The 20088-nt window shown below is 60.2% G+C and carries 17 protein-coding genes; 11 read left to right on the forward strand and 6 right to left on the reverse strand.

What is annotated here, in order from left to right; all coding sequences use genetic code 11:
- Positions 1–152 precede the first annotated feature (152 nt).
- The 3 genes from WA157_RS18755 (at position 153) to WA157_RS18765 (ending at position 2174) form a co-directional block, all read left to right on the forward strand.
- Complete coding sequence (locus tag WA157_RS18755) at positions 153–731, forward strand: DsbC family protein (RefSeq protein WP_422622422.1); 579 nt, start codon at positions 153–155, stop codon at positions 729–731.
- Between the two features lie 66 nt (positions 732–797).
- Positions 798–1484 (forward strand): ProQ/FINO family protein, encoded by a 687-nt coding sequence (locus WA157_RS18760; protein ID WP_422622423.1) that lies wholly within the window; start codon positions 798–800, stop codon positions 1482–1484.
- A gap of 69 nt (positions 1485–1553) precedes the next feature.
- A complete protein-coding gene (locus WA157_RS18765; RefSeq protein ID WP_422622424.1) occupies positions 1554–2174 on the forward strand; it encodes a MarC family protein in 621 nt (206 codons plus the stop codon).
- Positions 2175–2178: 4 nt separating this feature from the next.
- On the opposite strand, the gene WA157_RS18770 is transcribed toward WA157_RS18765, so the two are convergent.
- Positions 2179–8529, reverse strand: coding sequence for an excinuclease ABC subunit UvrA (locus tag WA157_RS18770; protein ID WP_422622425.1), 6351 nt, complete (start codon positions 8527–8529; stop codon positions 2179–2181).
- Between the two features lie 157 nt (positions 8530–8686).
- Between WA157_RS18770 and WA157_RS18775 the strand changes: the two genes are divergently transcribed.
- Positions 8687–9793: an ABC transporter substrate-binding protein gene (locus WA157_RS18775; protein WP_422622426.1), complete on the forward strand. Its 1107-nt coding sequence runs from the start codon at positions 8687–8689 to the stop codon at positions 9791–9793.
- 6 nt (positions 9794–9799) lie between these two features.
- Here the strand turns inward: WA157_RS18775 and WA157_RS18780 are convergent, their stop codons facing one another.
- Both WA157_RS18780 and WA157_RS18785 read right to left on the reverse strand, forming a co-directional pair.
- Positions 9800–10432: a 2-hydroxychromene-2-carboxylate isomerase gene (locus tag WA157_RS18780; protein ID WP_422622427.1), complete on the reverse strand. Its 633-nt coding sequence runs from the start codon at positions 10430–10432 to the stop codon at positions 9800–9802.
- A gap of 247 nt (positions 10433–10679) precedes the next feature.
- Positions 10680–10853, reverse strand: a complete 174-nt coding sequence (locus WA157_RS18785) for a hypothetical protein (RefSeq protein WP_422622428.1) — start codon at positions 10851–10853, stop codon at positions 10680–10682.
- Between the two features lie 533 nt (positions 10854–11386).
- Between WA157_RS18785 and WA157_RS18790 the strand changes: the two genes are divergently transcribed.
- From WA157_RS18790 to WA157_RS18810, 5 genes are all read left to right on the forward strand, one after another.
- Positions 11387–11899: an OmpH family outer membrane protein gene (locus WA157_RS18790; protein WP_422622429.1), complete on the forward strand. Its 513-nt coding sequence runs from the start codon at positions 11387–11389 to the stop codon at positions 11897–11899.
- Positions 11900–11919: 20 nt separating this feature from the next.
- On the forward strand, positions 11920–12585 hold the full coding sequence (locus tag WA157_RS18795) for a response regulator (protein ID WP_422622430.1): 666 nt from the start codon (positions 11920–11922) through the stop codon (positions 12583–12585).
- Complete coding sequence (locus tag WA157_RS18800) at positions 12582–13916, forward strand: ATP-binding protein (RefSeq protein ID WP_422622431.1); 1335 nt, start codon at positions 12582–12584, stop codon at positions 13914–13916. The genes WA157_RS18795 and WA157_RS18800 overlap by 4 nt, the downstream gene beginning before the upstream one ends.
- Before the next feature lie 130 nt (positions 13917–14046).
- Positions 14047–15570, forward strand: coding sequence for a Do family serine endopeptidase (locus WA157_RS18805; protein ID WP_422622432.1), 1524 nt, complete (start codon positions 14047–14049; stop codon positions 15568–15570).
- Between the two features lie 9 nt (positions 15571–15579).
- Positions 15580–15915: a hypothetical protein gene (locus WA157_RS18810; protein WP_422622433.1), complete on the forward strand. Its 336-nt coding sequence runs from the start codon at positions 15580–15582 to the stop codon at positions 15913–15915.
- A gap of 23 nt (positions 15916–15938) precedes the next feature.
- Here WA157_RS18810 and WA157_RS18815 read toward each other — a convergent pair whose 3' ends face one another.
- From WA157_RS18815 to WA157_RS18825, 3 genes are read right to left on the reverse strand one after another with little or no spacing between them, the layout of a single operon-like run.
- Positions 15939–16694 (reverse strand): YbaK/EbsC family protein, encoded by a 756-nt coding sequence (locus tag WA157_RS18815; protein ID WP_422622434.1) that lies wholly within the window; start codon positions 16692–16694, stop codon positions 15939–15941.
- A gap of 1 nt (position 16695) precedes the next feature.
- Positions 16696–17604, reverse strand: coding sequence for a hydroxymethylglutaryl-CoA lyase (locus WA157_RS18820; protein WP_422622435.1), 909 nt, complete (start codon positions 17602–17604; stop codon positions 16696–16698).
- Between the two features lie 48 nt (positions 17605–17652).
- On the reverse strand, positions 17653–17901 hold the full coding sequence (locus WA157_RS18825) for a DUF3297 family protein (RefSeq protein ID WP_422622436.1): 249 nt from the start codon (positions 17899–17901) through the stop codon (positions 17653–17655).
- A 590-nt stretch (positions 17902–18491) separates the two neighbouring features.
- Here WA157_RS18825 and WA157_RS18830 point away from each other — a divergent pair.
- A complete protein-coding gene (locus WA157_RS18830) occupies positions 18492–19157 on the forward strand; it encodes a hypothetical protein (RefSeq protein WP_422622437.1) in 666 nt (221 codons plus the stop codon).
- 88 nt (positions 19158–19245) lie between these two features.
- A complete protein-coding gene (locus WA157_RS18835) occupies positions 19246–20043 on the forward strand; it encodes an abortive infection family protein (RefSeq protein WP_422622438.1) in 798 nt (265 codons plus the stop codon).
- Positions 20044–20088 lie beyond the last annotated feature (45 nt).

Raw genomic sequence — 20088 nt, forward strand, 5'->3', positions numbered from 1 at the left:
CGATAGTCGCTCGACCGGGCGATTGGGTGACCGAGCAACCAGGGTTGCAGAATACCCCAACGGTGCCGGTCAATTCAGCCCACGGTAAGATGCCGGCCTCTGCAAACGCTGAATTTTCTGTCCGTCATTGCTCCCTACAAAAGAGGTGTTCCTTGAAACTTTATTCCCTGTTCTTCTCCTCCCTGCTGCTGGCGCTGGGCATCAGCGGCTGCTCACCCAAGGACTCCGCCGCCACCGCGGCCGCGAGCAAGCGCGAACTGTCCTTGCCGACGATAGCCGCCGAGGCCAAAGGTTTTACCGTCGGCGCCTTGATGAGCAGCAACACGGTTTATGTTTTTTTCGACACCCAGTGCCCGCACTGCGGTAGCCTGTGGCAGGCGTCCGAGCCGCTGCAGCGCAAAGTCAAGTTTGTCTGGATTCCGATTGGCATGATCAACGCGACCAGCAAGGCACAGGGCGCCGCACTGCTGACGTCGGCCAATCCGGCGGCCTTGATGACCGAGCATGAAACGTCACTGCTGGCGGGCCAGGGCGGCATTTCAGCCAGCAGCAGCATCACACCGGAAATCGAGCAATCGATCAAGAACAACACCCAATTGTTGAACAGCTTTGGCGCCGAATCGGTCCCGTTCGTCGTCGCCAAAAACATGAAGTCCGGACAAACCGTGAGTCGGGAGGGGGCCATGAGCACGGCCGCACTGGCCGAATTTTTGGGTGTGGATGCGCCGTAAGCGCTGCCGCCAACCGGTGGCAGGCCACTTGGTCGACAATCGCGGGTTGACCTACCGTTTAATCCTATGACCAGTACTACACCCGAAGCACCCGCCCAAGCCGATACACCGACGCAGCCCAAAGAGCAAGCCAGCAAGCCCGGGCGCTCGCAAGCTGTCCAGCCCGTGCTGGAGAAGCTGTTTGAACTCTATCCGCATCTGTTTGGCGCCGAGTTCCTGCCGCTTAAGCTCGGTATTTTTCAGGAGCTGCTGGCCCTTCACCCCGAGCAGTTCCAGCGCGACAGCCTCAAGCTGGCACTGGGCCTGCACACCCGCTCGACGCGCTATCTGCAAAGTGTTGCCGCAGGCAAGCCGCGCCATGACCTGCAGGGCGCAGCCGTGGAAGCTGTCGCCCCGGAGCATGTGCACTTCGCCCTGCTGGAGCTGTTTCGCCGTCGGCAAGGCCGCACCCAGGCCGATTTGCGGCCAAAATTGCGTGCCCAATTGCTCGCCGCGTTTGCCGCGTCCGGCTTGACACGCCAGGAGTACCAGGCCAGGGTGTTGACAAAAGATGCGAGCGCCAATACCTTGCTGGAGGAAGCATTTGCCGAACTGGATCAAAAGTTGGCCAAGCAAGAGGCCTTGCTCAGGGCATTCAACAGCAGCGGCAAGACACCCGCAGAGTTTGCCGACATGTACGGACTGGATCAGCGCGACGTCATGCTGGTGCTGGATCAGGGTCGCAGCCAGCCGGTGCCCGCTGTCAAACCCTAGCGCTTGATCCGCCCGTTTTTCTCCGGCTTGAGCTTGGCCTTTTAGCGAACCAATCAGGAGGAAAATTCTATGGATTTCAAGCCCCTCGTCACGCTGCTGGCCATTGTCAATCCCTTGGCCATCGTGCCGTTCTTCATTCACTACACGCAGGACTTCACGCGCGAGCAACGGCGGCGCACGATCTGGATTTCATCGTTCAGCACCTTTGTTGTGATTACCACCAGCGCCCTGATGGGCCTGCACATTCTGGATTTTTTCAGCATCTCGCTGGCCAGTTTTCAGGTCGGTGGTGGCATGCTGCTGCTGACCTCGGCCCTGGCCATGCTCAACGCTCAGCCAGCAGAGGCCAAATCGAATGAAGAGGAAATGCATGACGCCTCCGTCCGCGCCAGCATTGCGGTGGTGCCACTCACCATTCCCCTGCTGGCCGGTCCGGCCACCATGTCGACGGTGGTGATTTATGCCGAAAAGGCCAAGACTTTCTGGCAGTTGAGCACGCTGGTGGGCTACGGCTTGGTCATCGCCCTGGCCACCGCCTTGTGCTTTTCGCTGGCCCAGCCGATTGCGCGCGGCCTGGGCAAGACCGGCATCAACGTCATGACGCGCTTGATGGGGCTGATCCTGGCGGCGCTGGCGGTCGAGGTCATGTCGGACGGACTGATCAAGCTGTTTCCGATTCTGGGCCGGTAGACTGCTACCTGGCCAGCACCGCCGCCAGCGCCACGCCGGTGGGCGTGCCCAGCGCCACCACACCCTCCGGCGTCGTCGCCGCCACCACGCGGCCACCGGCGTTACCGCCGTCGGGCCCCAGGTCAATCACCCAATCGGCCTCGGCAATCACGTCCAGGTCGTGTTCGATGACGACCACGCTGTGGCCGCCATCGACCAGGCGGTGCAGCACCTTGATCAGCTTCTCCACGTCGGCCATGTGCAGGCCGACGGTGGGTTCGTCCAGCACGTACAGGGTGTGCGGGGCTTTTTGACCGCGCCGCGTGATGTCGTCGCGCACCTTGCTCAGTTCCGTCACCAGCTTGAGGCGCTGCGCCTCGCCACCGCTGAGCGTGGGTGAGGGTTGACCCAGGGTCAGATAACCGAGCCCCACGTCTTTCAGCAATTGCAGCGGGTGGCTGATGTTGGGCATGGCGGCAAAAAATTGCACCGCTTCATCCACTTCCATTTGCAGCACGTCGCCAATGTTCTTGCCGCGCCAGGTGACGGCCAGCGTCTCCGGGTTGAAGCGCGCGCCCTTGCAGGTCTCGCACAACACCTTGACGTCCGGCAGAAAACTCATGGCGATGGTGCGTATGCCCTGCCCTTCACAACCGGCGCAGCGGCCCTCACCGGTATTGAAACTGAAGCGGTTGGCCGCGTAGCCGCGTGCCTTGGCCTCCAGCGTGTCAGCGAACAGCTTGCGGATGATGTCCCAGAAGCCAATGTAGGTGGCCGGGCACGAACGCGGGGTTTTGCCGATCGGGGTTTGATCGACTTCGAGCACGCGGTCGACCGACTCGAAACCGGTGACAGATGCGCAGCCGATCCAGCTGATTTGCTCGCCGGCGTCCAAGGCGTCGCGACCGGCTTTGGTGCTGCGTTTTTGCACGGCGGTGTGGACGTTGGCGAGCAAAACGTCTCGTGCCAGGGTCGATTTGCCGGAGCCGCTGACACCGGTGATGGCGACGAGTCGGCTCAAGGGGACTTGGGCGGTGACGTCTTGCAGGTTGTGCATGGTGGCGTTGGTTACCGTCAGCCAGCGTTGCACTTCGGGGGTCGTGAAATTGGGGTCAGATTCCAATTTCGAAGCGGCTTTTTTCTTCTTTGGGGGAGCGGGGACGAAAATGGAATCCGCCCCCTGGACTTGGGGTTTTGCCAAATTCACTGCAGTCGTGGCATTCGATACAGCAATGCTCAGATTCGCACCACGAACCAACGGTGTCGCGGCTGAAGCCGGTTCGCCGGGTAACGATGTTGAGCTAGTCGCTGAGGCGCCCGGCGAACCGGCTTTAGACGCAGCGAGTACCCCACCAGTTCCGGCCATCGCGTGAACCAACACAGAACGTCGCGCCTGCAACGGATGCTTCATCGCATGCAAAAGATACTTGCCCGTTTGCGACTCAGAAGCCCCCTGAATGTCGGCCACAGAACCCTCGGCCACCAGTTGCCCGCCGCGTTTGCCCGCGCTGGGGCCAATGTCGATGATGTGGTCGGCGTAACGGATGGTGTCTTCGTCGTGCTCCACCACCACCAGCGTGTTGCCCTGGTCGCTCAGGCTTTGCAGCGCACCCAGCAGGATCTGGTTGTCGCGCGGGTGCAAGCCAATGGTGGGCTCGTCGAGCACGTAGCACACACCCTGCAGGTTGCTGCCGAGTTGCGCGGCCAGGCGGATGCGCTGCGCCTCGCCACCGCTGAGCGTGGGCGCGCCCCGGTCCAGCGTGAGGTAGCCCAGGCCCACCTGCTCCAGAAACTCAAGCCGGCCCTTGATCTCGGGCACCAGGTCACGCGCAATGTCGGTTTCGCGCTGGCTCATGCGGCCCTGGGTCTGCAGCGTCTCCACCCACTGGCGCAGGTCGGTGACACTCAGGCGAGCCAGTTCGGTGATGGCCACCCCCTCGATCGCCTGCCTGGCATGGACGCTTGCGGTCGCAGGGCTTGCCAGTTGCAGGCCGAACTTCACCGCCCGAGCCGTCGCATTGAGCCGGGTGCCCTGGCAAGCTGGACACACCGCATCCACCAGGTCCTCCACCTCGGGCTCGGCAAAGGTCTGCTCGCGACCTTTGTTATCGTCATCACGCACCGAGTCGTCGAACACCTTGCGCTGCTCCTTGGTCAGGCGAACACCGGTGCCGACGCAGTCCGGGCACCAGCCGTGCTTGCTGTTGTAGGAGAACAGGCGTGGGTCCAGCTCGGCGTAACTGGTGCTGCACACCGGGCAGGCGCGCAGGGTGGAAAAGGCCTGCAGCGTGCCAATCTGCGCTGTCGACGTGCCCGCCAGCATGGCGGCACGCAAGCCACTCAAGTTGCTCAAGACATGCACCACGCCTTTGCCATGCATCAGCGCTTGCGCCAGCGCCGCACGCAAGGCGGCTTCTTGCTCCGGCAGCACGTCCAGACTCGCCACCGGCAGCTCGATCGTGTGCTCCTTGAAACGGTCAATGCGCGGGAAAGCCGTGGTCGGCAAAAAGTTGCCGTCCACCCGCAAGTGCGTGAAGCCGCGCGGCCGCGCCCAGTCGGCCAGCTCGGTGTAGACGCCCTTGCGGTTCATCACCAGCGGCGCCAGCAGTCCAATGTGCTGGCCGCGAAAGTTTTTCATGAGTTGGGCGGCAATGCTGTCGGGCGTTTGCGGGGCGACGGGCGTACCGTCATGGATACAGTGCTGCGTGCCCAGCTTGACAAACAGCAGGCGCAAGAAATGCCAGACTTCGGTGGTGGTGCCGACGGTCGATTTGCGCCCGCCGCGCGAGAGTCGCTGCTCGATCGCCACCGTTGGCGGGATGCCATAGACCGCGTCCACTTCCGGTCGGCCCGCCGGTTGCACGATGGAGCGGGCATACGCGTTGAGCGACTCCAGATAGCGGCGCTGCCCTTCATTGAAGAGAATGTCGAAGGCCAGCGTCGACTTGCCCGAACCCGACACACCGGTCACCACCGTGAACTTGCCACGTGGAATATCAACACTGAGCGACTTGAGGTTGTGCTCACGCGCATTGATGATCTGGATGGCGTTTTCAGCCGCATGCACACCACGATCCGCGGCGGCGGGGGTTGCGCCGGGCAACGATGTTGAGCCTGCGTCTGAGGCGCCCGGCGTGACCCCCGCCGCCGCAGCGTGCACCAAATACGGCGCAGTGAATTCATGGACTCCATGCACCCCCCCCATCGCCGCGGCGTACTCACGCAAGGCTTTGCCCGTATGGGAAGTCGGATGCTGCCGCACATCATCCGGTGTGCCAAACGCCACCACCTCGCCGCCCGCCTCACCTCCTTCGGGCCCGAGGTCGATCAGCCAGTCACTGGCACGAATCACATCCAGGTTGTGCTCGATCACGATCAATGAATGGCCCACATCCAACAGTTTGCGCAAGGCGCGCATCAGCTTGGCGATGTCGTCGAAATGCAGGCCAGTGGTGGGTTCATCGAACATGAACAAAGTGCCGCGCCGGGCGATGGCCTGACGGCTCGCGCTCGCACTTTTGGCAGCGTCGGCCAAAAACCCAGCCAGCTTGAGACGCTGCGCCTCGCCACCGCTGAGCGTGGGCACCGGCTGGCCCAACTTCACGTATTCCAGACCTACATCAATAATGGGCTGCAGCCCCCGTATTACCTCGCGATCATGTTCAAAAAGGATAGCGGCTTCGCTGACGGTCAGGTTCAGCACGTCGGCGACGTTGAGACTGATCATTCGGGCATTCACACTCACCGTTCGGGCTGAGCCCGTCGAAGCCCCTGAGAGCCCTTCGACAGGCTCAGGGCGAACGGGTAGCGGGCGCTCAATCGTGATCTCCAGGATCTCAGGGCGGTAGCGTTTGCCATCGCAGTCCGGGCAGCGCAGGTAAACGTCGCTCAAGAACTGCATTTCCACATGTTCAAAGCCCGATCCGCCGCAGGTGGCGCAGCGGCCGTCGCCATTGTTGAAGCTGAATTTGGACGCGGTGTAGCCGCGCTGCCGCGACAGCGGGGCATTGGCAAAAATCTCACGGATCGCATCCCAGGCGCCGACGTAGCTCACCGGGTTGGAACGTGCGGTTTTGCCAATCGGGGACTGGTCCACAAAGACCACGTCACTGAGTTGCTCGGCGCCCAGCAGGCGCTCGAAGGCACCCGGGGCCTCGGACGGCTTGCCAAAATGCCGTTTCAGCGCCGGTGCCAGGATGTCCTGGATCAGGGTTGACTTGCCGGAACCGCTGACCCCGGTGATACACACCAGGCGCTGCAGCGGAAATTCGACGCTCACGTTTTTCAGGTTGTGCTCGCGTGCACCTTCCAGAACCAGGCGTGGGGTGTTGGCGGCCACCAGCCGCTGGAAGCCCAGGCCGACCTGCTTGCGCCCGCCCAGGTAAGCGCCGGTCAGGGTGTCGGCATGGCGCAGGTCGGCGGTCGAGCCGTCAAACACGATTTGCCCGCCGCGCTCGCCCGGGCCGGGCCCCATGTCAATCATGCGGTCGGCCGCCAGCATCACCGCCGGGTCGTGCTCCACCACCACCAGCGTATTGCCCGCGTCACGCAGGCGCTGCATGGCCACGATGATGCGGTGCATGTCGCGCGGGTGCAAGCCGATGCTGGGCTCGTCCAGCACAAACAGCGTATTGACCAGCGAGGTGCCCAAGGCGGTGGTCAGGTTGATGCGCTGGACCTCGCCCCCGCTGAGGGTGCGGCTTTGGCGGTCCAGGGTGAGGTAGCCAATGCCCACCTCGCACAGGTATTTCAGGCGCGTGCTGATTTCTTCGAACAGCAGTTTGAGGGTCTTGGCATCAGCCTCAGAAGTCACCACCGCCACGGGCAAACCGGGTTCCCCGGCTGTTTCCGGCGCGGCGCACTCCGACACCCCAAGCCGAGCTTGCATCGAATCGAAAAAGCGTCGAACCCGTTCCAGCGGCAACAACATCAAGTCGTGCAAACACAGGCCCGGCAGGGCCTCCAACTGTTCACGCGACCACGACACCCCGACCGGCATGAAGCGCTGCGTCGGCGCCAAAACGGCATCCGCATCGGCCTTGCTGCCCATGCGCCACAGCAGACTCTCGGTCTTCAGCCGTGCACCGCCGCAGCTCGGGCATGGCGTGTAGCTGCGGTACTTGGACAGCAGCACGCGGATGTGCATTTTGTAAGACTTGGTTTCCAGGTACTCAAAGAAGCGCTTGATGCCAAACCAGTGCTGGTTCCACTTGCCGTTCCAGTTGGGGGAGCCATCGATCACCCAATGCTGCTGCTCGGGCGTGAGCTTGTACCAGGGCGTGTCGCGCGGAATGCCGGCGCCTTCCGCGTGGCGCATCAAATCGTCCTGCGCCTCCTGCCAGGCGGGGGTCTGCATCGGCTTGATGGCGCCGGCGCGCAAGGTCAGCTTGTCATTGGGAATCACCAGCCCGTAGTCGACCCCAATGACGCGGCCAAAACCGCGGCAGGCGTCGCAGGCACCCACGGCGGAGTTGAAAGAAAACATCGACGCGATCGGGTCGGTGTAGCGCAAATTGCTCTCGGGACAATGCAGGCCGGTGGAAAAGCGCCAGATCTCAGGCGCCGAATTTACTATCGAATCTGTAGCTGAACTCCCTTGAACATCGGGGGCTGCAGCCTCATTTAGCACATAAACATTGATCCGGCCGCTACCGTGCTTGAGCGCCACCTCAATCGCCTCCAGCACACGCGCGCGCTCGGCGTGACCCAGCCTGAACCGGTCCGCCACCACGTCCAGCACTTTGCGCCTGGATGCCGACTCCGGTGCGGCTTTGCCGGGCTTTTTGTGGCCGACAGCCGGGCTTGCCTCCACCTCAAGATCGCGCTCCGCCTGCACCTTGGTAAAGCCGCTCACCGACAACCACTGCGCCACCTCTTCCGGCGTGGCACTGGCCGGCAATTCAACCGGGAAGGTGATGGCCAGGCGGGTATTCGCCTGCGCTGAGCGCTCCAGCAGTTGCGCGTAAATCGTCTCGGGGCTGTCGTGGCGCACCGGCTGCGCCGTGACCCGGTCAAACAAAGCCCCAGCGCGGGCAAACAGCAGCTTCAAATGGTCATTGAGCTCGGTCATCGTGCCCACCGTGGAGCGGCTGGAGCGCACCGGGTTGGTCTGGTCAATCGCAATCGCCGGCGGCACGCCTTCGACCTTGTCCACGGCGGGCTTGTCCATGCGATCCAGAAACTGGCGCGCATAGGCCGAGAAGGTTTCCACATAACGGCGCTGGCCTTCGGCAAACAAGGTGTCAAACACCAGGCTCGACTTGCCCGAACCGCTGGGCCCGGTCACCACCGTGAGCTCGCCGGTGCGGATGTCGAGGTCCAGGTTTTTGAGGTTATGCTGGCGCGCACCGCGAATGCGGATAATTCCCTGGGTCATGGTTGGGCTTTTGGCTGTTGAGGCAGAAGATTCTAGGGACTTCCAAGGCTTTGGCCATCGCGCAGGGGTATCCAGTGTCATTGCGGCACGTGCTTACCCTAATTGACCCGTACCGATATCGCCCTAGACTTTTGCCCATTCATCGAAGAGGTTCACTATGAAATTGAGTCGTTTGCTGGCACTGACCGTCACATTCATGCTGTGCGGCGCCGCACTGCATGCGGAAATCCTGATCGGCCAGACCGTGGGCGTGACCGGCGCCGTCGCCGCCACAGTCAAAGAAGCGGACACCGGCGCCATGCTCTACATTGACGCGGTCAATGCCAAAGGCGGCGTCAACGGTGAAAAGATCAAAATCCTGACCCTGGACGACAAGTTCGACACCAAGCTGACCGCCCTGAACGCGCGCAAACTGATTGAACAGGACGGGGTACTCGCCCTGTTCATGACCCGCGGCACACCGCATACCGAGGGCATCATCCCGATGCTGGATCAGCATGGCGTGCCCTTGATTGCACCGTCCACCGGTGCCATGGTGTTGCGTCGACCGGTACAACGCCACATCTTCAACGTGCGCGCCACCTACCAGCGTGAGGCCGAAAAAGCCATCGCCCACCTGGCCTCGATCGGCATCACGCGCATTGCCGTGATCCACGTGGACGACACTTTTGGCAGCGACGGACTTCAAGGCGTACAAAATGGCCTGGCAACCGCCAAGATCAAAGCAGTCGCGCTGGAAAAGTTCGACCGCAGCAAACCTGATTTTTCCGCCATCGCGCCGATCGTGGCCAAGGCAGACCCGCAGGCCATCATCATCATCGGCTCCGGCACCGCGGTGGTCAGCGGCGTCAAGGCGGTCAAGGCCGCTGGCAGCGGCGCCCAGTTGGTCACCCTCTCCAACAACGCCTCCAGCGGCTTTGTCAAACTGCTGGGTGACCAGGCGCGCGGCGTGATCGTGAGCCAGGTGCTGCCACAAACTTTTCGTTATGGACTCGTCAAAGAAGCCACGCAGTTGGCCAACGCGCACAACATCAAAGATATGAGCCCGGCCATGCTGGAGGGTTTTGCATCGGCCAAGGTGCTGGTGGAAGCGTTACGTCGCAGTGGTCCCAAGCCGACGCGCGAACGGCTCCAGGCCGCGCTGGAAGGCATGCAAAAATTTGACCTGGGCGGCCTGGAGATCAGCTACAGCCCGACCGACCACGGCGGGCTGGACTTTGCCGACCTGTCCATCATCAGTGTGGACGGCAAGTTCAGAAGGTAAGCCAGCTCAGCGCCGCACCCCGGGTGCCACCGCGGCGGCAGCGCCCCACGCGGCGGCAAACCAGGCATCACCGGCCAAATAGTCCTGCAGCATCGGCAAGGCATCCAAACCCCAAAACAGCTTGCCATCGACCTCAAAGGTCGGCACGCCAAACACGCCACGTGCGACAGCCTCATCCGTGTGCGCTTTCAGCAGCGCTTTGACCGCGTCGCTGTCGGGGGCCCGCTGCGGCGCCAGGTGTTGGCTGACGGCCTGCAAACGCTGGGCATCGGTGGCCTCAAAGCCGCCCTGCCAGACGTGTTTGAACAGCGTTTCGCAAACGTAACGATTGGGCAGACCCTGCGCCTCACAGGCCACGGCCAGCCGCAACAACGCCAGCGGATTGAATGGATGACTGGCTGGCAACTGCAGCTCTACCCCCTGCTGGCGCGCCAGCCACAGCACCTGGCGGTAGGTCCAGTCGCGCTTGGGCGCAATCTCGGCCGGCCCCAGTTGCCCATGGTGCTTGAGCAGCGCGGCCAGCAGGATCGGTTTGTAGGTCACGCTGTAACTGTGCCCCATCAGCGCCTCGGGCAATTTTTCAAAAGCCAGATAGGCGTAGGGTGAAATGAAATCGAGATAGAAGGTGATGTGTTTCATGGTTTGCCATTTTCGACGCCATCAGATGTACATGCCGCAGCTTAGCGCGGAATTTTGACACGATGCTCATCGAAGACGCCCTTGTCCGCACCGGCGTGGCAAATCGCGCAGCTGATTCGCAGCGGTGCGGCGCTGGATGTCCAGCGGTTGGACGCATTTCTCACCAGAGAAAACAGGGCCAAGGGACTTCATGACACCGGCCTACTTGGAGAGCAGATAAGCCAGGACATTTTTTTCAGAGTTTGCTTCATGGAATTTCTTTCTGTATGTGAAATGGTGTCAACACTTGATCCGCAACCCGGTTCTGCGACGAACTTTTTCCATGCAAGTCATCTTTGAAAAACCCTCGAAAACCGCCTTCGTTTTCTTCCGCCTGCGCATGAGTCGCCGCAAACAGAGCCACAGGCAGCGTGGCCATCATGGCGGAACTCAATGAACGTGGCATAGGCGTCAATCTGAAAATGTAGTTCGGACGCTTTTATTTTTTCTCAGGAGACTTAGGTGAAACTTAAACACGGCACGAGCTTGACCACTGTCTACGCGCGACCCACTTGCCCGCCCGTTTTTCTTCGGTAGCCAAGCCCTGCGACCGCATGCGCCATCCATGGCGGCAACATGGCGCTCAGCACGCTGTCCCTCAATAAAACGCGGTGGTAAACGGCGGCCAAGGCGTGCAATCCGGCCAGCCAAGTGTGAATGCTTGAAGTCAGCGCGCCCAACAAGCATCAGGGGCGCAAGTTGTGGAGCTTGGGTTAAGAGAATGGCCAACTATCACCTGTCAAACTTAGCCGGTCTTAATTTTCCCCGCAGCCTTAAGATTCACCTAAGTCCCGATGGACCACAATATCGGGCAGTCGGCCTGGGTACTGCATCAAGGCGGGACAGGTCCAGACAAGATGCATCCAATGTGACGAAGATACAGGCCACGCAACAACAGATCGGAACGAATTTTAAATGGACAACTTTCTACGCCGGTGCTGCACCGGCCTTGCTTTCGCTGGCTTGCTGATCAGCGCTCAGGCGCAGGCACTTCACCTCGGGTTTATCAAAACCGACCGCCTCTTCAAGGAGGCCAATAGCGCCAAGATAGCCCAAGCCAAGCTGCAGCAGGAATTTTCCAAGCGCGAAAAAGAGATTGCTGCGCAGGATGCACTGCTGAAATCGGCGGCCGACAAATTTGAGGTCGAAGCGCCCACCCTGTCGGAGGCGCAGCGTGTCAGCCGTCAAAAACAGTTGACAGACCAGGACCGCGAGTTGCAACGAAAGCATCGCGGTTTTCAGGAAGACCTGACTGCGCGCAAAAACGACGAATTGCAGCAACTGCTGGCAGAGGCCAACAAGGTCGTCAAACAGGTGGCCGAGGCAGAAAAGTATGACCTGGTGTTGCAAGATGCGGTCTATGTCAACCCAACGCATGACATCACAGACAAGGTGTTGAAGATCATGAATGCGCAGAGCATCAAATAACCGAATGCGGGGCCAGTCTCATGCGTTTGCTGCTGGTCGAGGACGACTTGATGATTGGGGAATCCGTGCTGGACTTGCTCCGGGCGGAAGGCTACGCGGTCGATTGGGTCAAGGATGGGGAGATGGCCGACACCGCACTCGACTCCCAGACCTACGATTTGGTACTGCTTGACCTGGGGCTGCCGCGCCGGGACGGGCTTGCGGTATTGCGCCGGCTGCGCGCTCGCAAGGACCGCACCCCGGTGCTCATCGCCACGGCACGCGATGCCATAGCGCAACGCGTTGAAGGCCTGGACATGGGTGCCGATGACTACATCGTCAAGCCCTACGAACTCGATGAACTGCTGGCTCGCATACGGGCCTTGATCCGCCGCGCGGCTGGCCGCGCAGAGCCGGTCTATGAACACCTGGGTGTGAGCATCAACCCGGTCACGCGTGAGGTGCTGCTTGATGGACAGGCCGTGGTGCTGTCGGCAAGAGAATGGTCCATCCTGGAGCTGCTGCTTGCTCGCCCGGGCATGGTGCTTTCCCGCAGGCAACTTGAAGAAAAACTCTACAGCTGGAAAGACGACCTCAGCAGCAATGCGGTCGAGGTGTATATCCACGGACTGCGCAAAAAACTGGGGCCTCGCATCATCCAGAATGTGCGGGGTGTTGGTTACACGATCCCCAAAGGCGCCCCATGAGTTTGCCACCGTCGCATTCGCTGCGCGGGCGATTGCTTTGGCTGCTTCTGGTCGCCATTATTTTCCTGGCCGGGGTGCAAGCGGTCATCGCCTACCGAACGGCTTTGGCCGAGGCGGATGTCATTTTTGATTACCAAATGCAGCAGATGGCCATGTCGCTACGCCCCGGCTTGCCGGTAGGTGGCGAACTCGATGAGTCGTTCGAAACCAAAGATGAAGAGAACTTTGATTTCGTGATCCAGGTGTGGACCGCTGACGGTCTGCGTGTGTTTCAGTCAAGCGCACGGGCTGAATTGCCCCAGCGCGCCGTGCTGGGGTTCTCCACCGTTCAAGCGCGGGGAACCACTTACCGCTTGTTTTCGGTCGCCGCAGGCGCGCAGGTGATCCAAGTGGCACAGGATATGGCGGCCCGTCGTGAAATGGCCGGGACTTTGGCCCTGCGCACAGTCAGCCCCATGGTGCTCATGGTGCCTCTGTTGATGCTGGTGGTTTGGTGGGTGGTCAGTGCCTCGCTGGCACCCGTATCACGGGTGCGCAAGCAAATCGCGACACGCCAGGCCGATGACTTGAGCGAATTGAGCGAGGGTGATTTGCCCGACGAAATTCGTCCTCTTGTTCATGAATTGAACCTTTTGTTCCACCGGGTACGTCAGGCCTTCGATGCGCAAAATAACTTTGTGGCTGATGCCGCGCATGAGCTGCGTTCACCACTGGCGGCGCTCAAGCTTCAACTGCAGGGCCTGCGCCGTGCCGCTGACGAAGCAGCGCGTGACGTCGCCATCAACCGCCTCAACGCAGGCATCGACCGGGCTACGCGGCTGGTTGAGCAGTTGCTGGTACTGGCGCGACAACAATCGAACTCCGCGGCGGGCGCCAAAGCGGTTCCGATTGACTTGACGACCCTGGCACGACTCGCGCTGGCCGACGCGGCTGGAGCGGCGGCCGCACGCCAGATTGACCTCGGCCTGGCGCAGGCAGATCCCGGCATCGTGATGGGGCATGAGGAAGCGCTTCGCATTCTCATGCGCAACCTGCTCGACAACGCCATCAAGTACACGCCCGTGGGCGGAACGGTCAACCTCGCGATCCGCGGCAAGGACGGGCAGACGCTGTTGACCGTTGACGACAGTGGTCCCGGTATTGCCGCAGAAGATCGCCAGCGTGTGCTCGATCGCTTTTATCGCGTCGCCGGCACCGAGGGCAGCGGCAGCGGCCTGGGGCTCGCCATCGTCAAGACGATTGCGGACTTGCACCAGGCGACGCTGTCCATTGACCGCTCTGAGAGTTTGGGCGGCCTGCGCGCGACGGTCACGTTCACCCGCGTTTCTTGACTCAACGGAAACGGCTTGTCAGCGCCCGGTTTGCGCGAGCGGTGTCGTCGTGTGATGATTTAAGTTTGGTCTAAGTTGAGGTTCTGACAATCAAGTTGTGGTTTCACTCAACGACTTGAAAGGACCTCTCATGAATACCTCTCTCTTTGCCCCGCGGCGCCTGGTGCTGGCACTCGTTTCAGTTGGCGTTCTGGGTGCGGCGGGCGCTGGTGCCCTGAGTTTTTCACACGCGCAAGCAGCCGTTTCAACAGCACCCACTGAAAGCGCAGCAGCGATGGCCCCCGTTTTGGCCTTACCGGATTTCTCCCAGATTGCGGCACGTAATGGCGCGGCGGTGGTCAACATCAGCGTCACCGGGATGATCAAAACTTCGGGCGAAGACAACGGCGATGGTGCGCAACACGGCGCCAGGCCGGGTATGCCGGGTATGCCGGGTATGCCCGGCATTGACCCAAACGATCCGTTCTTTGAATTCTTCAAACGCTTTCAAGGTCCCAACGGTGGCTTTCCGGGCCAGCCCCAGATGCCGATGCACGGCCAGGGCTCGGGGTTCATCATCAGTCCCGATGGCGTGATACTGACCAACGCCCATGTGGTGCGTGACGCCAAAGATGTCACCGTCAAACTCACCGACCGCCGGGAATTCCGCGCCAAGGTGCTCGGCACCGACCTGAAGACCGATGTCGCGGTACTCAAGATCGATGCCAAAGACCTGCCAACCATCACCGTGGGCAACACGCGCGACCTGAAAGTGGGCGAGTGGGTACTTGCCATCGGATCGCCGTTTGGCTTCGAGAACAGTGTGACCGCAGGGGTGGTGAGTGCCAAAGGCCGTTCGCTGCCGGACGACAGTTTCGTGCCCTTCATTCAGACTGACGTGGCCGTCAATCCCGGCAACTCAGGCGGGCCGCTGTTCAATACCCGCGGCCAGGTGGTCGGCATCAACTCGCAGATTTACAGTCAAAGCGGCGGCTATCAGGGCCTGTCGTTTGCCATTCCGATCGAATTGGCAAGCAAGGTCAAGGATCAGATTGTCGCCACCGGACATGCCAGCCACGCGCGCCTGGGTGTCGTGATCCAGGAGGTGAACCAGACTTTTGCCGACTCCTTCCATCTCGACAAACCCGAAGGCGCGTTGGTGTCCAACGTTGACAAGGACGGCCCGGCGGACAAGGCGGGGTTCAAGAGCGGTGACGTGATCCTGAAAGTCAATGGCCAACCGATCACCGTGTCCAGCGATCTGCCGGCCCTGATCGGCACGGCAGCGCCGGGCGATCAGGTCAGTCTTGAAATCTGGCGTCAGGGCAAGCGCGAACAATTCACCGCCAGGCTTGGCGACGCCAGCGCCAAGGTGGAGCAGCTTGCCAAGGCAGACGACGGCGTCGGCAAAGGCAAGCTCGGGCTGGCACTGCGCGCCTTGCAGCCGCAGGAGAAACGCGCCGCCGGTGTGAACCAGGGTTTGCTGGTCGAGGATGCAGCCGGCCCTGCCGCCCTGGCGGGTGTGCAAGCGGGTGACGTACTGGTGGCGGTGAACGGCACGCCGATTGAAAGTGTTGCCCAAGTGCGCGCCATAGTGGCCAAGGCCAATAAATCGGTGGCGTTGCTGATTGAGCGTGACGGCAGCAAGATTTTCGTGCCGGTGCGCCTGGGTTGATGAACGGACATGCAGTTCTTGATCCAACAGACCGCGGCAGCGGACAAACCGGTGCCGCGCGGTCTCTCAACCCATATCTTGCCGACCTCGGCAACCATGATCGGCGTGTGCATGACCGTGTTATCGATCAGTCATCTTGGCACAGGCGGCGAGTGGCACATGGTGATTGACAAATTGCTGGCCATTGACGCGCTGGTATTTCTGGCCAGCGCACTTTTGTCTTTCATTTCAATGCGGCCGAACCCACTCAGCACATCCTATGAAACCCGCGCCGAGGTTGTTTTTGTCGCCGGACTGGGTTTGCTCGCGCTCGGAGCCGTCGCACTGGCTTTTATGATCAAGTAAAACAGTCCGGTCGGCACGAACAGCTAATCGGTGACGGTCTTCAATGCCGCAAGCCGCAGCTCAATCTGCGCCCAGATGGCGCGTTTGGCCGGGTCATCGGCACTGCTCCACTGAATGATTTCATCGAGGGTGCGCCAGCAGCCTTCACACAGCCCGGTGTCTTCGCTCATGCGACAGACCGAGATGCACGGTGAAGGAACATTTTGACCTGTAGCCCTCGCCAGTACTGCACGAGAGGCTATTAATTCAATAACATCCTGTGGTCTGTCGGGCGCTAACGCCTGCACCACATCGACCACCGGTGCGCCGGTCAGTCGGGCCAGATCCTGCGGGCGCAGCTGGAACACGGCATGCGGGTGACCCGCGGCGGCCCAGATGTCTTGAAAGCGAAAAAGCGTCTGGTCGATCAGTGTCACTGAATCAGACGCGTGTGCAATCGGGGCCACGCCGCCGATCGAAAAGCCGGTTTTGGTCTTGACGAAAGCGGCGTCCGCGCGGCCCAGCGGGCCTACCAGTGCCGCGACCCTGGCCTCGTCCACGCGCTGATCACCCGCCGTCACCACCAGCACCGCCGCATCATCGGCCAGACGCCTGAAGATGATGCTCTTGGCGATCTGCCCAACGACCACGCCGAGCGCGTCGGCCGCCTGCTGCGCGGTCCGCGCAGCGTCACTCAGCATCAGCGGTGCACCGGCGTGCCCCTGCGCCTGCAGGGCAGCAGCCACGCGCTGCACAGCGGCGGACAAAGGCTTGGCGTGCACTTTGTGCGTCTGGTTCATTTCAAGCCGGCCGTTTGTTGAACAAGGCTTTGCCGGCCCGTGATTGGGTTGAGCGACCCAAGAAGTCGCTGATGAACTGACCCGCGTCGATCAACTTGTCCAGGTCAATGCCGGTCTCGATGCCCATGCCGTGCAGCAGGTAGACCACGTCCTCAGACGCCACGTTGCCGGTGGCCCCCTTGGCATACGGGCACCCGCCCAAGCCTGCCACCGAAGCATCAAATTGCCAGACCCCCATTTGCAGGCAGATCAAGGTGTTGGCCAAGGCCTGGCCATAGGTGTCGTGGAAGTGACCTGACACATCGTTGATATCAAAATGCCTGAGCGTGGCTTCCATGGCGCGCTGCACCTTGAGCGGCGTGCCCACGCCGATGGTGTCGGCCACGCCCACATGCTGCACGCCAATGCCGCGCATCAGGCCCGCCAGGTAGCCCACGCGCGCGGGCGCAACCTCGCCCTCATACGGGCAGCCCACGGTGCAACTCATGGCGCCGCGCACATAAATGCCTGCCGCGCGCGCAGCATCCACCACCGGCGCAAAACGCTCGATGCTCTCGGCAATGCTGCAGTTGATGTTCTTCTGGCTGAAGGCTTCGCTGGCGGAAGCAAACACCACGATCTCATCCGGCTTTGTCAAGAGTGCCGCTTCAAAACCCTTGAGGTTGGGCGTCAGCACCGAATAACGCACGCCGGGCAGGCGATTGATGCCCGCCATGACTTCGGCGTTGTCGGCCATTTGCGGCACCCATTTGGGCGACACAAAGCTGGTGACTTCAATTTCTTTCAGGCCAGCGGCTTGTAAGCGGTGCACCAGTTCAATCTTGACCGCGGCGGGCACGTCCTGCTTTTCGTTTTGCAGGCCGTCACGCGGGCCGACCTCGACCAATTTGACTCGTGTAGGGATGGACATGAAAACTCTCTGAAGTTGGAATCTGTTTTCTCTTGACCTGGCGGCACGTCATCGATAAAACGCTTCGACGCTGCCCTTCAACGTGATCATCAGCGGATTGCCCTTGCGATCCAGCGTCTTGCCTGCGGGAACCTTGATCCAGCCCTCGCTGATGCAGTACTCCGCAACATTCAAACGCTCCTTGTCATTCAATCGAATACCAACGTCATGCTCGAATACGGCAGCCACGTGATGGGGACTGCGCGGGTCAATGGACAGACGGTCGGGCAGGGGCGGAAATTGAGTGGCTTCGTTCATAAATATCTCTTTGTCAATAAGGCGAATCTGTGCCGATTTTCCATGATTTGGCCCTTGCCTGTTTTGAGTCAGATGCGTCAACAGGCAAGGTGACCTGAATGGCAGTTTCAACCACGCCATCAGCGGCCGCTGAGACGGGCAGGAATCAGTCGCTGGGAAGACCGAAAAGCCAAAATAGGGAGGCCAACCGAACCAAGCTGACCTTGGCAAAAATTGACCTGTCCATCGGAGCCGGTGATTCAGTGGCGGAAATAAACTCTGGCGACTCTGCGGCGCTTGTGCGGCGGGAGGTGACATCCAGGCGCATGGCCCTCTGGGCTATAAGTTCTGACCAAATGAAACGTCGAAAGAAGTGAACTCGACGTTAACCAGATTTCGTCGGGATAGGCGACAGGGTTCAAAGGGATGGAAATGAACTCAACTTCTAGTGGAATTGACGCAAAGCGGCGGTATGGGCCTTAGCGCTTAAGAGCTTTGGCATCAACGGGTGGGTTTCCGGTTTATTCCGTCGTCTAGTTTGGGAATGCCAAGATAGCGCTCGGCTATATTACGTTTGGAAATGTATTCAAATCAACAATAAAGGTTCTCATATGGCCAAGATGTTCCGGTTTCTAATTGCGATGAGTCTTCTTGCGATAGCGTCTTCGTCGTTTGCGCAGGTTGTTCCAGATGAACGAACGCTTCAGTACCTAAACTCCGAGCCCCACAAAAAGTTGATCATGACGATTGGGATCATTTACGACCAAAACATCTTTGACCGAAAAGAAATTTGCCAAACCGGGTACAAGTGGGATCCAGTAAGTTTTGCGGTGTTGCAGCCGCTTTCATTCCAAGAAGGCGCTGAACATCCTCTGGCAGGAACATGGACGTATCGCTTCACGTTTCACCGATGCGACGAAAGCACCGTATACAACGTCCTATTCCAAGGACAAAACGGCAAACAACCGCGGCCTGCGATGTTGGTCCCTGGACTCACTAAGACGAGCCCGCGCTTGGCATCCGACCTAATGAGGGGTCTTGGTGCAGCAGCAGCCATGGCAGGTGTGCAGTCGGACTGCAGGAATGTAAAAGTTCTTGACTCCAAAGTCACAGTTGAGCCTTTCCGTTTGGAGGCCGATGGAAAGACCCATGAAGGCGTTTGGGAAGAGCACTGGACTGCACGTGCATGTGGAAAGGACTTCACGGCCGACTTCTGCCTAATTCCCCAAGCAACAGGTGGAACCGATTGGTCCCTCAGCAAGTGTCACCGTTCTTAAGCCCATTCCTTAACATGGCGTTCAAGGGGATGCTCCGCCTATCGGCAGCGCGCCCCTCAACTTCACGTTGGGCGTCTGGAGACTGCTAGTGGCGAACAAAATTCCGAACTCTGTAATTGGTGCTGTGTCGTCGGTGATCGCGGCGCACTATTACAGCCATTCGAAGCTGAATGCTCTATTCATGGAATGTGGCGCCCCTGGTGACGTGCCTGAGGGAAACTGCGAAGCCAAATGCGCCTCATGGCTGAAACATTGCAATGAAGTTACCGGCGTTAACGCATTTGCCGTCCTTGGCCGAGTAATCCAGCACTTCATGGATCAAGAGCCATCCGAGTACCGCCCGGAAATTGAAGCTGGGCAAAGGCGCATCAGAGAAGCCCTTTCACGGAACCAACTCAGTTATCAAGTCAATGGGCATGTCACGTTAGCCGGAGCAAGTCCCGCTACAAAGACGCTCGCCGACTTTTTAAGGGCAGGCGATTTCGCGTCTATCGAGGCCGAGTTTGCTCGTGCGGTGTCTCAGCTAGACCAAGATCCTCATGCCGCGATTACGGCTGCCAGCTCGATCATTGAGGCATTGTGTAAGACCTACATTGAGATCTTCTCGCTTGAGATGCCAAACAAGCAGACAGTAGTTCCACTTTGGCGATCAGTGCAAACACATTTGGGTCTCAATCTCGACCCAACGCTCGAAAACGATCAAAAGCGAATCCTTCAAGGGTTGGCATCAATCGTAGATGGCATTGGCGCGTATAGAACTCATATTGGGTCGGCACATGGACGAGGAGTATTGCCGCCGGCCATTCAGGTATCCGAAGCGCGTCTGGCAGTGAATGCATCACACACGCTCGTTATCTTCATCATGGAACGTTGGCATGGTGCCTAGACGCCCAACCCTGCGATGCAGGGGACGCTACGCGATAAAGCCGCG

This window comes from Rhodoferax ferrireducens, assembly GCF_049302455.1.
In the GTDB taxonomy this organism is placed as follows: Bacteria; Pseudomonadota; Gammaproteobacteria; order Burkholderiales; family Burkholderiaceae_C; genus Rhodoferax; species Rhodoferax ferrireducens_B.

Bases quoted from the DNA above. Each gene is read 5' to 3' on its own strand.
- WA157_RS18830 (WP_422622437.1), top strand. From the start codon at position 18,492: ATGGCCAAGATGTTCCGGTTTCTAATTGCGATGAGTCTTCTTGCGATA.
- WA157_RS18790 (WP_422622429.1), top strand. From the start codon at position 11,387: ATGGACAACTTTCTACGCCGGTGCTGCACCGGCCTTGCTTTCGCTGGC.
- WA157_RS18765 (WP_422622424.1), top strand. From the start codon at position 1,554: ATGGATTTCAAGCCCCTCGTCACGCTGCTGGCCATTGTCAATCCCTTG.
- WA157_RS18810 (WP_422622433.1), top strand. From the start codon at position 15,580: ATGCAGTTCTTGATCCAACAGACCGCGGCAGCGGACAAACCGGTGCCG.
- WA157_RS18785 (WP_422622428.1), bottom strand. From the start codon at position 10,853: ATGATGGCCACGCTGCCTGTGGCTCTGTTTGCGGCGACTCATGCGCAG.
- WA157_RS18825 (WP_422622436.1), bottom strand. From the start codon at position 17,901: ATGAACGAAGCCACTCAATTTCCGCCCCTGCCCGACCGTCTGTCCATT.
- WA157_RS18770 (WP_422622425.1), bottom strand. From the start codon at position 8,529: ATGACCCAGGGAATTATCCGCATTCGCGGTGCGCGCCAGCATAACCTC.
- WA157_RS18805 (WP_422622432.1), top strand. From the start codon at position 14,047: ATGAATACCTCTCTCTTTGCCCCGCGGCGCCTGGTGCTGGCACTCGTT.
- WA157_RS18795 (WP_422622430.1), top strand. From the start codon at position 11,920: ATGCGTTTGCTGCTGGTCGAGGACGACTTGATGATTGGGGAATCCGTG.
- WA157_RS18820 (WP_422622435.1), bottom strand. From the start codon at position 17,604: ATGTCCATCCCTACACGAGTCAAATTGGTCGAGGTCGGCCCGCGTGAC.
- WA157_RS18780 (WP_422622427.1), bottom strand. From the start codon at position 10,432: ATGAAACACATCACCTTCTATCTCGATTTCATTTCACCCTACGCCTAT.
- WA157_RS18800 (WP_422622431.1), top strand. From the start codon at position 12,582: ATGAGTTTGCCACCGTCGCATTCGCTGCGCGGGCGATTGCTTTGGCTG.
- WA157_RS18815 (WP_422622434.1), bottom strand. From the start codon at position 16,694: ATGAACCAGACGCACAAAGTGCACGCCAAGCCTTTGTCCGCCGCTGTG.
- WA157_RS18760 (WP_422622423.1), top strand. From the start codon at position 798: ATGACCAGTACTACACCCGAAGCACCCGCCCAAGCCGATACACCGACG.
- WA157_RS18775 (WP_422622426.1), top strand. From the start codon at position 8,687: ATGAAATTGAGTCGTTTGCTGGCACTGACCGTCACATTCATGCTGTGC.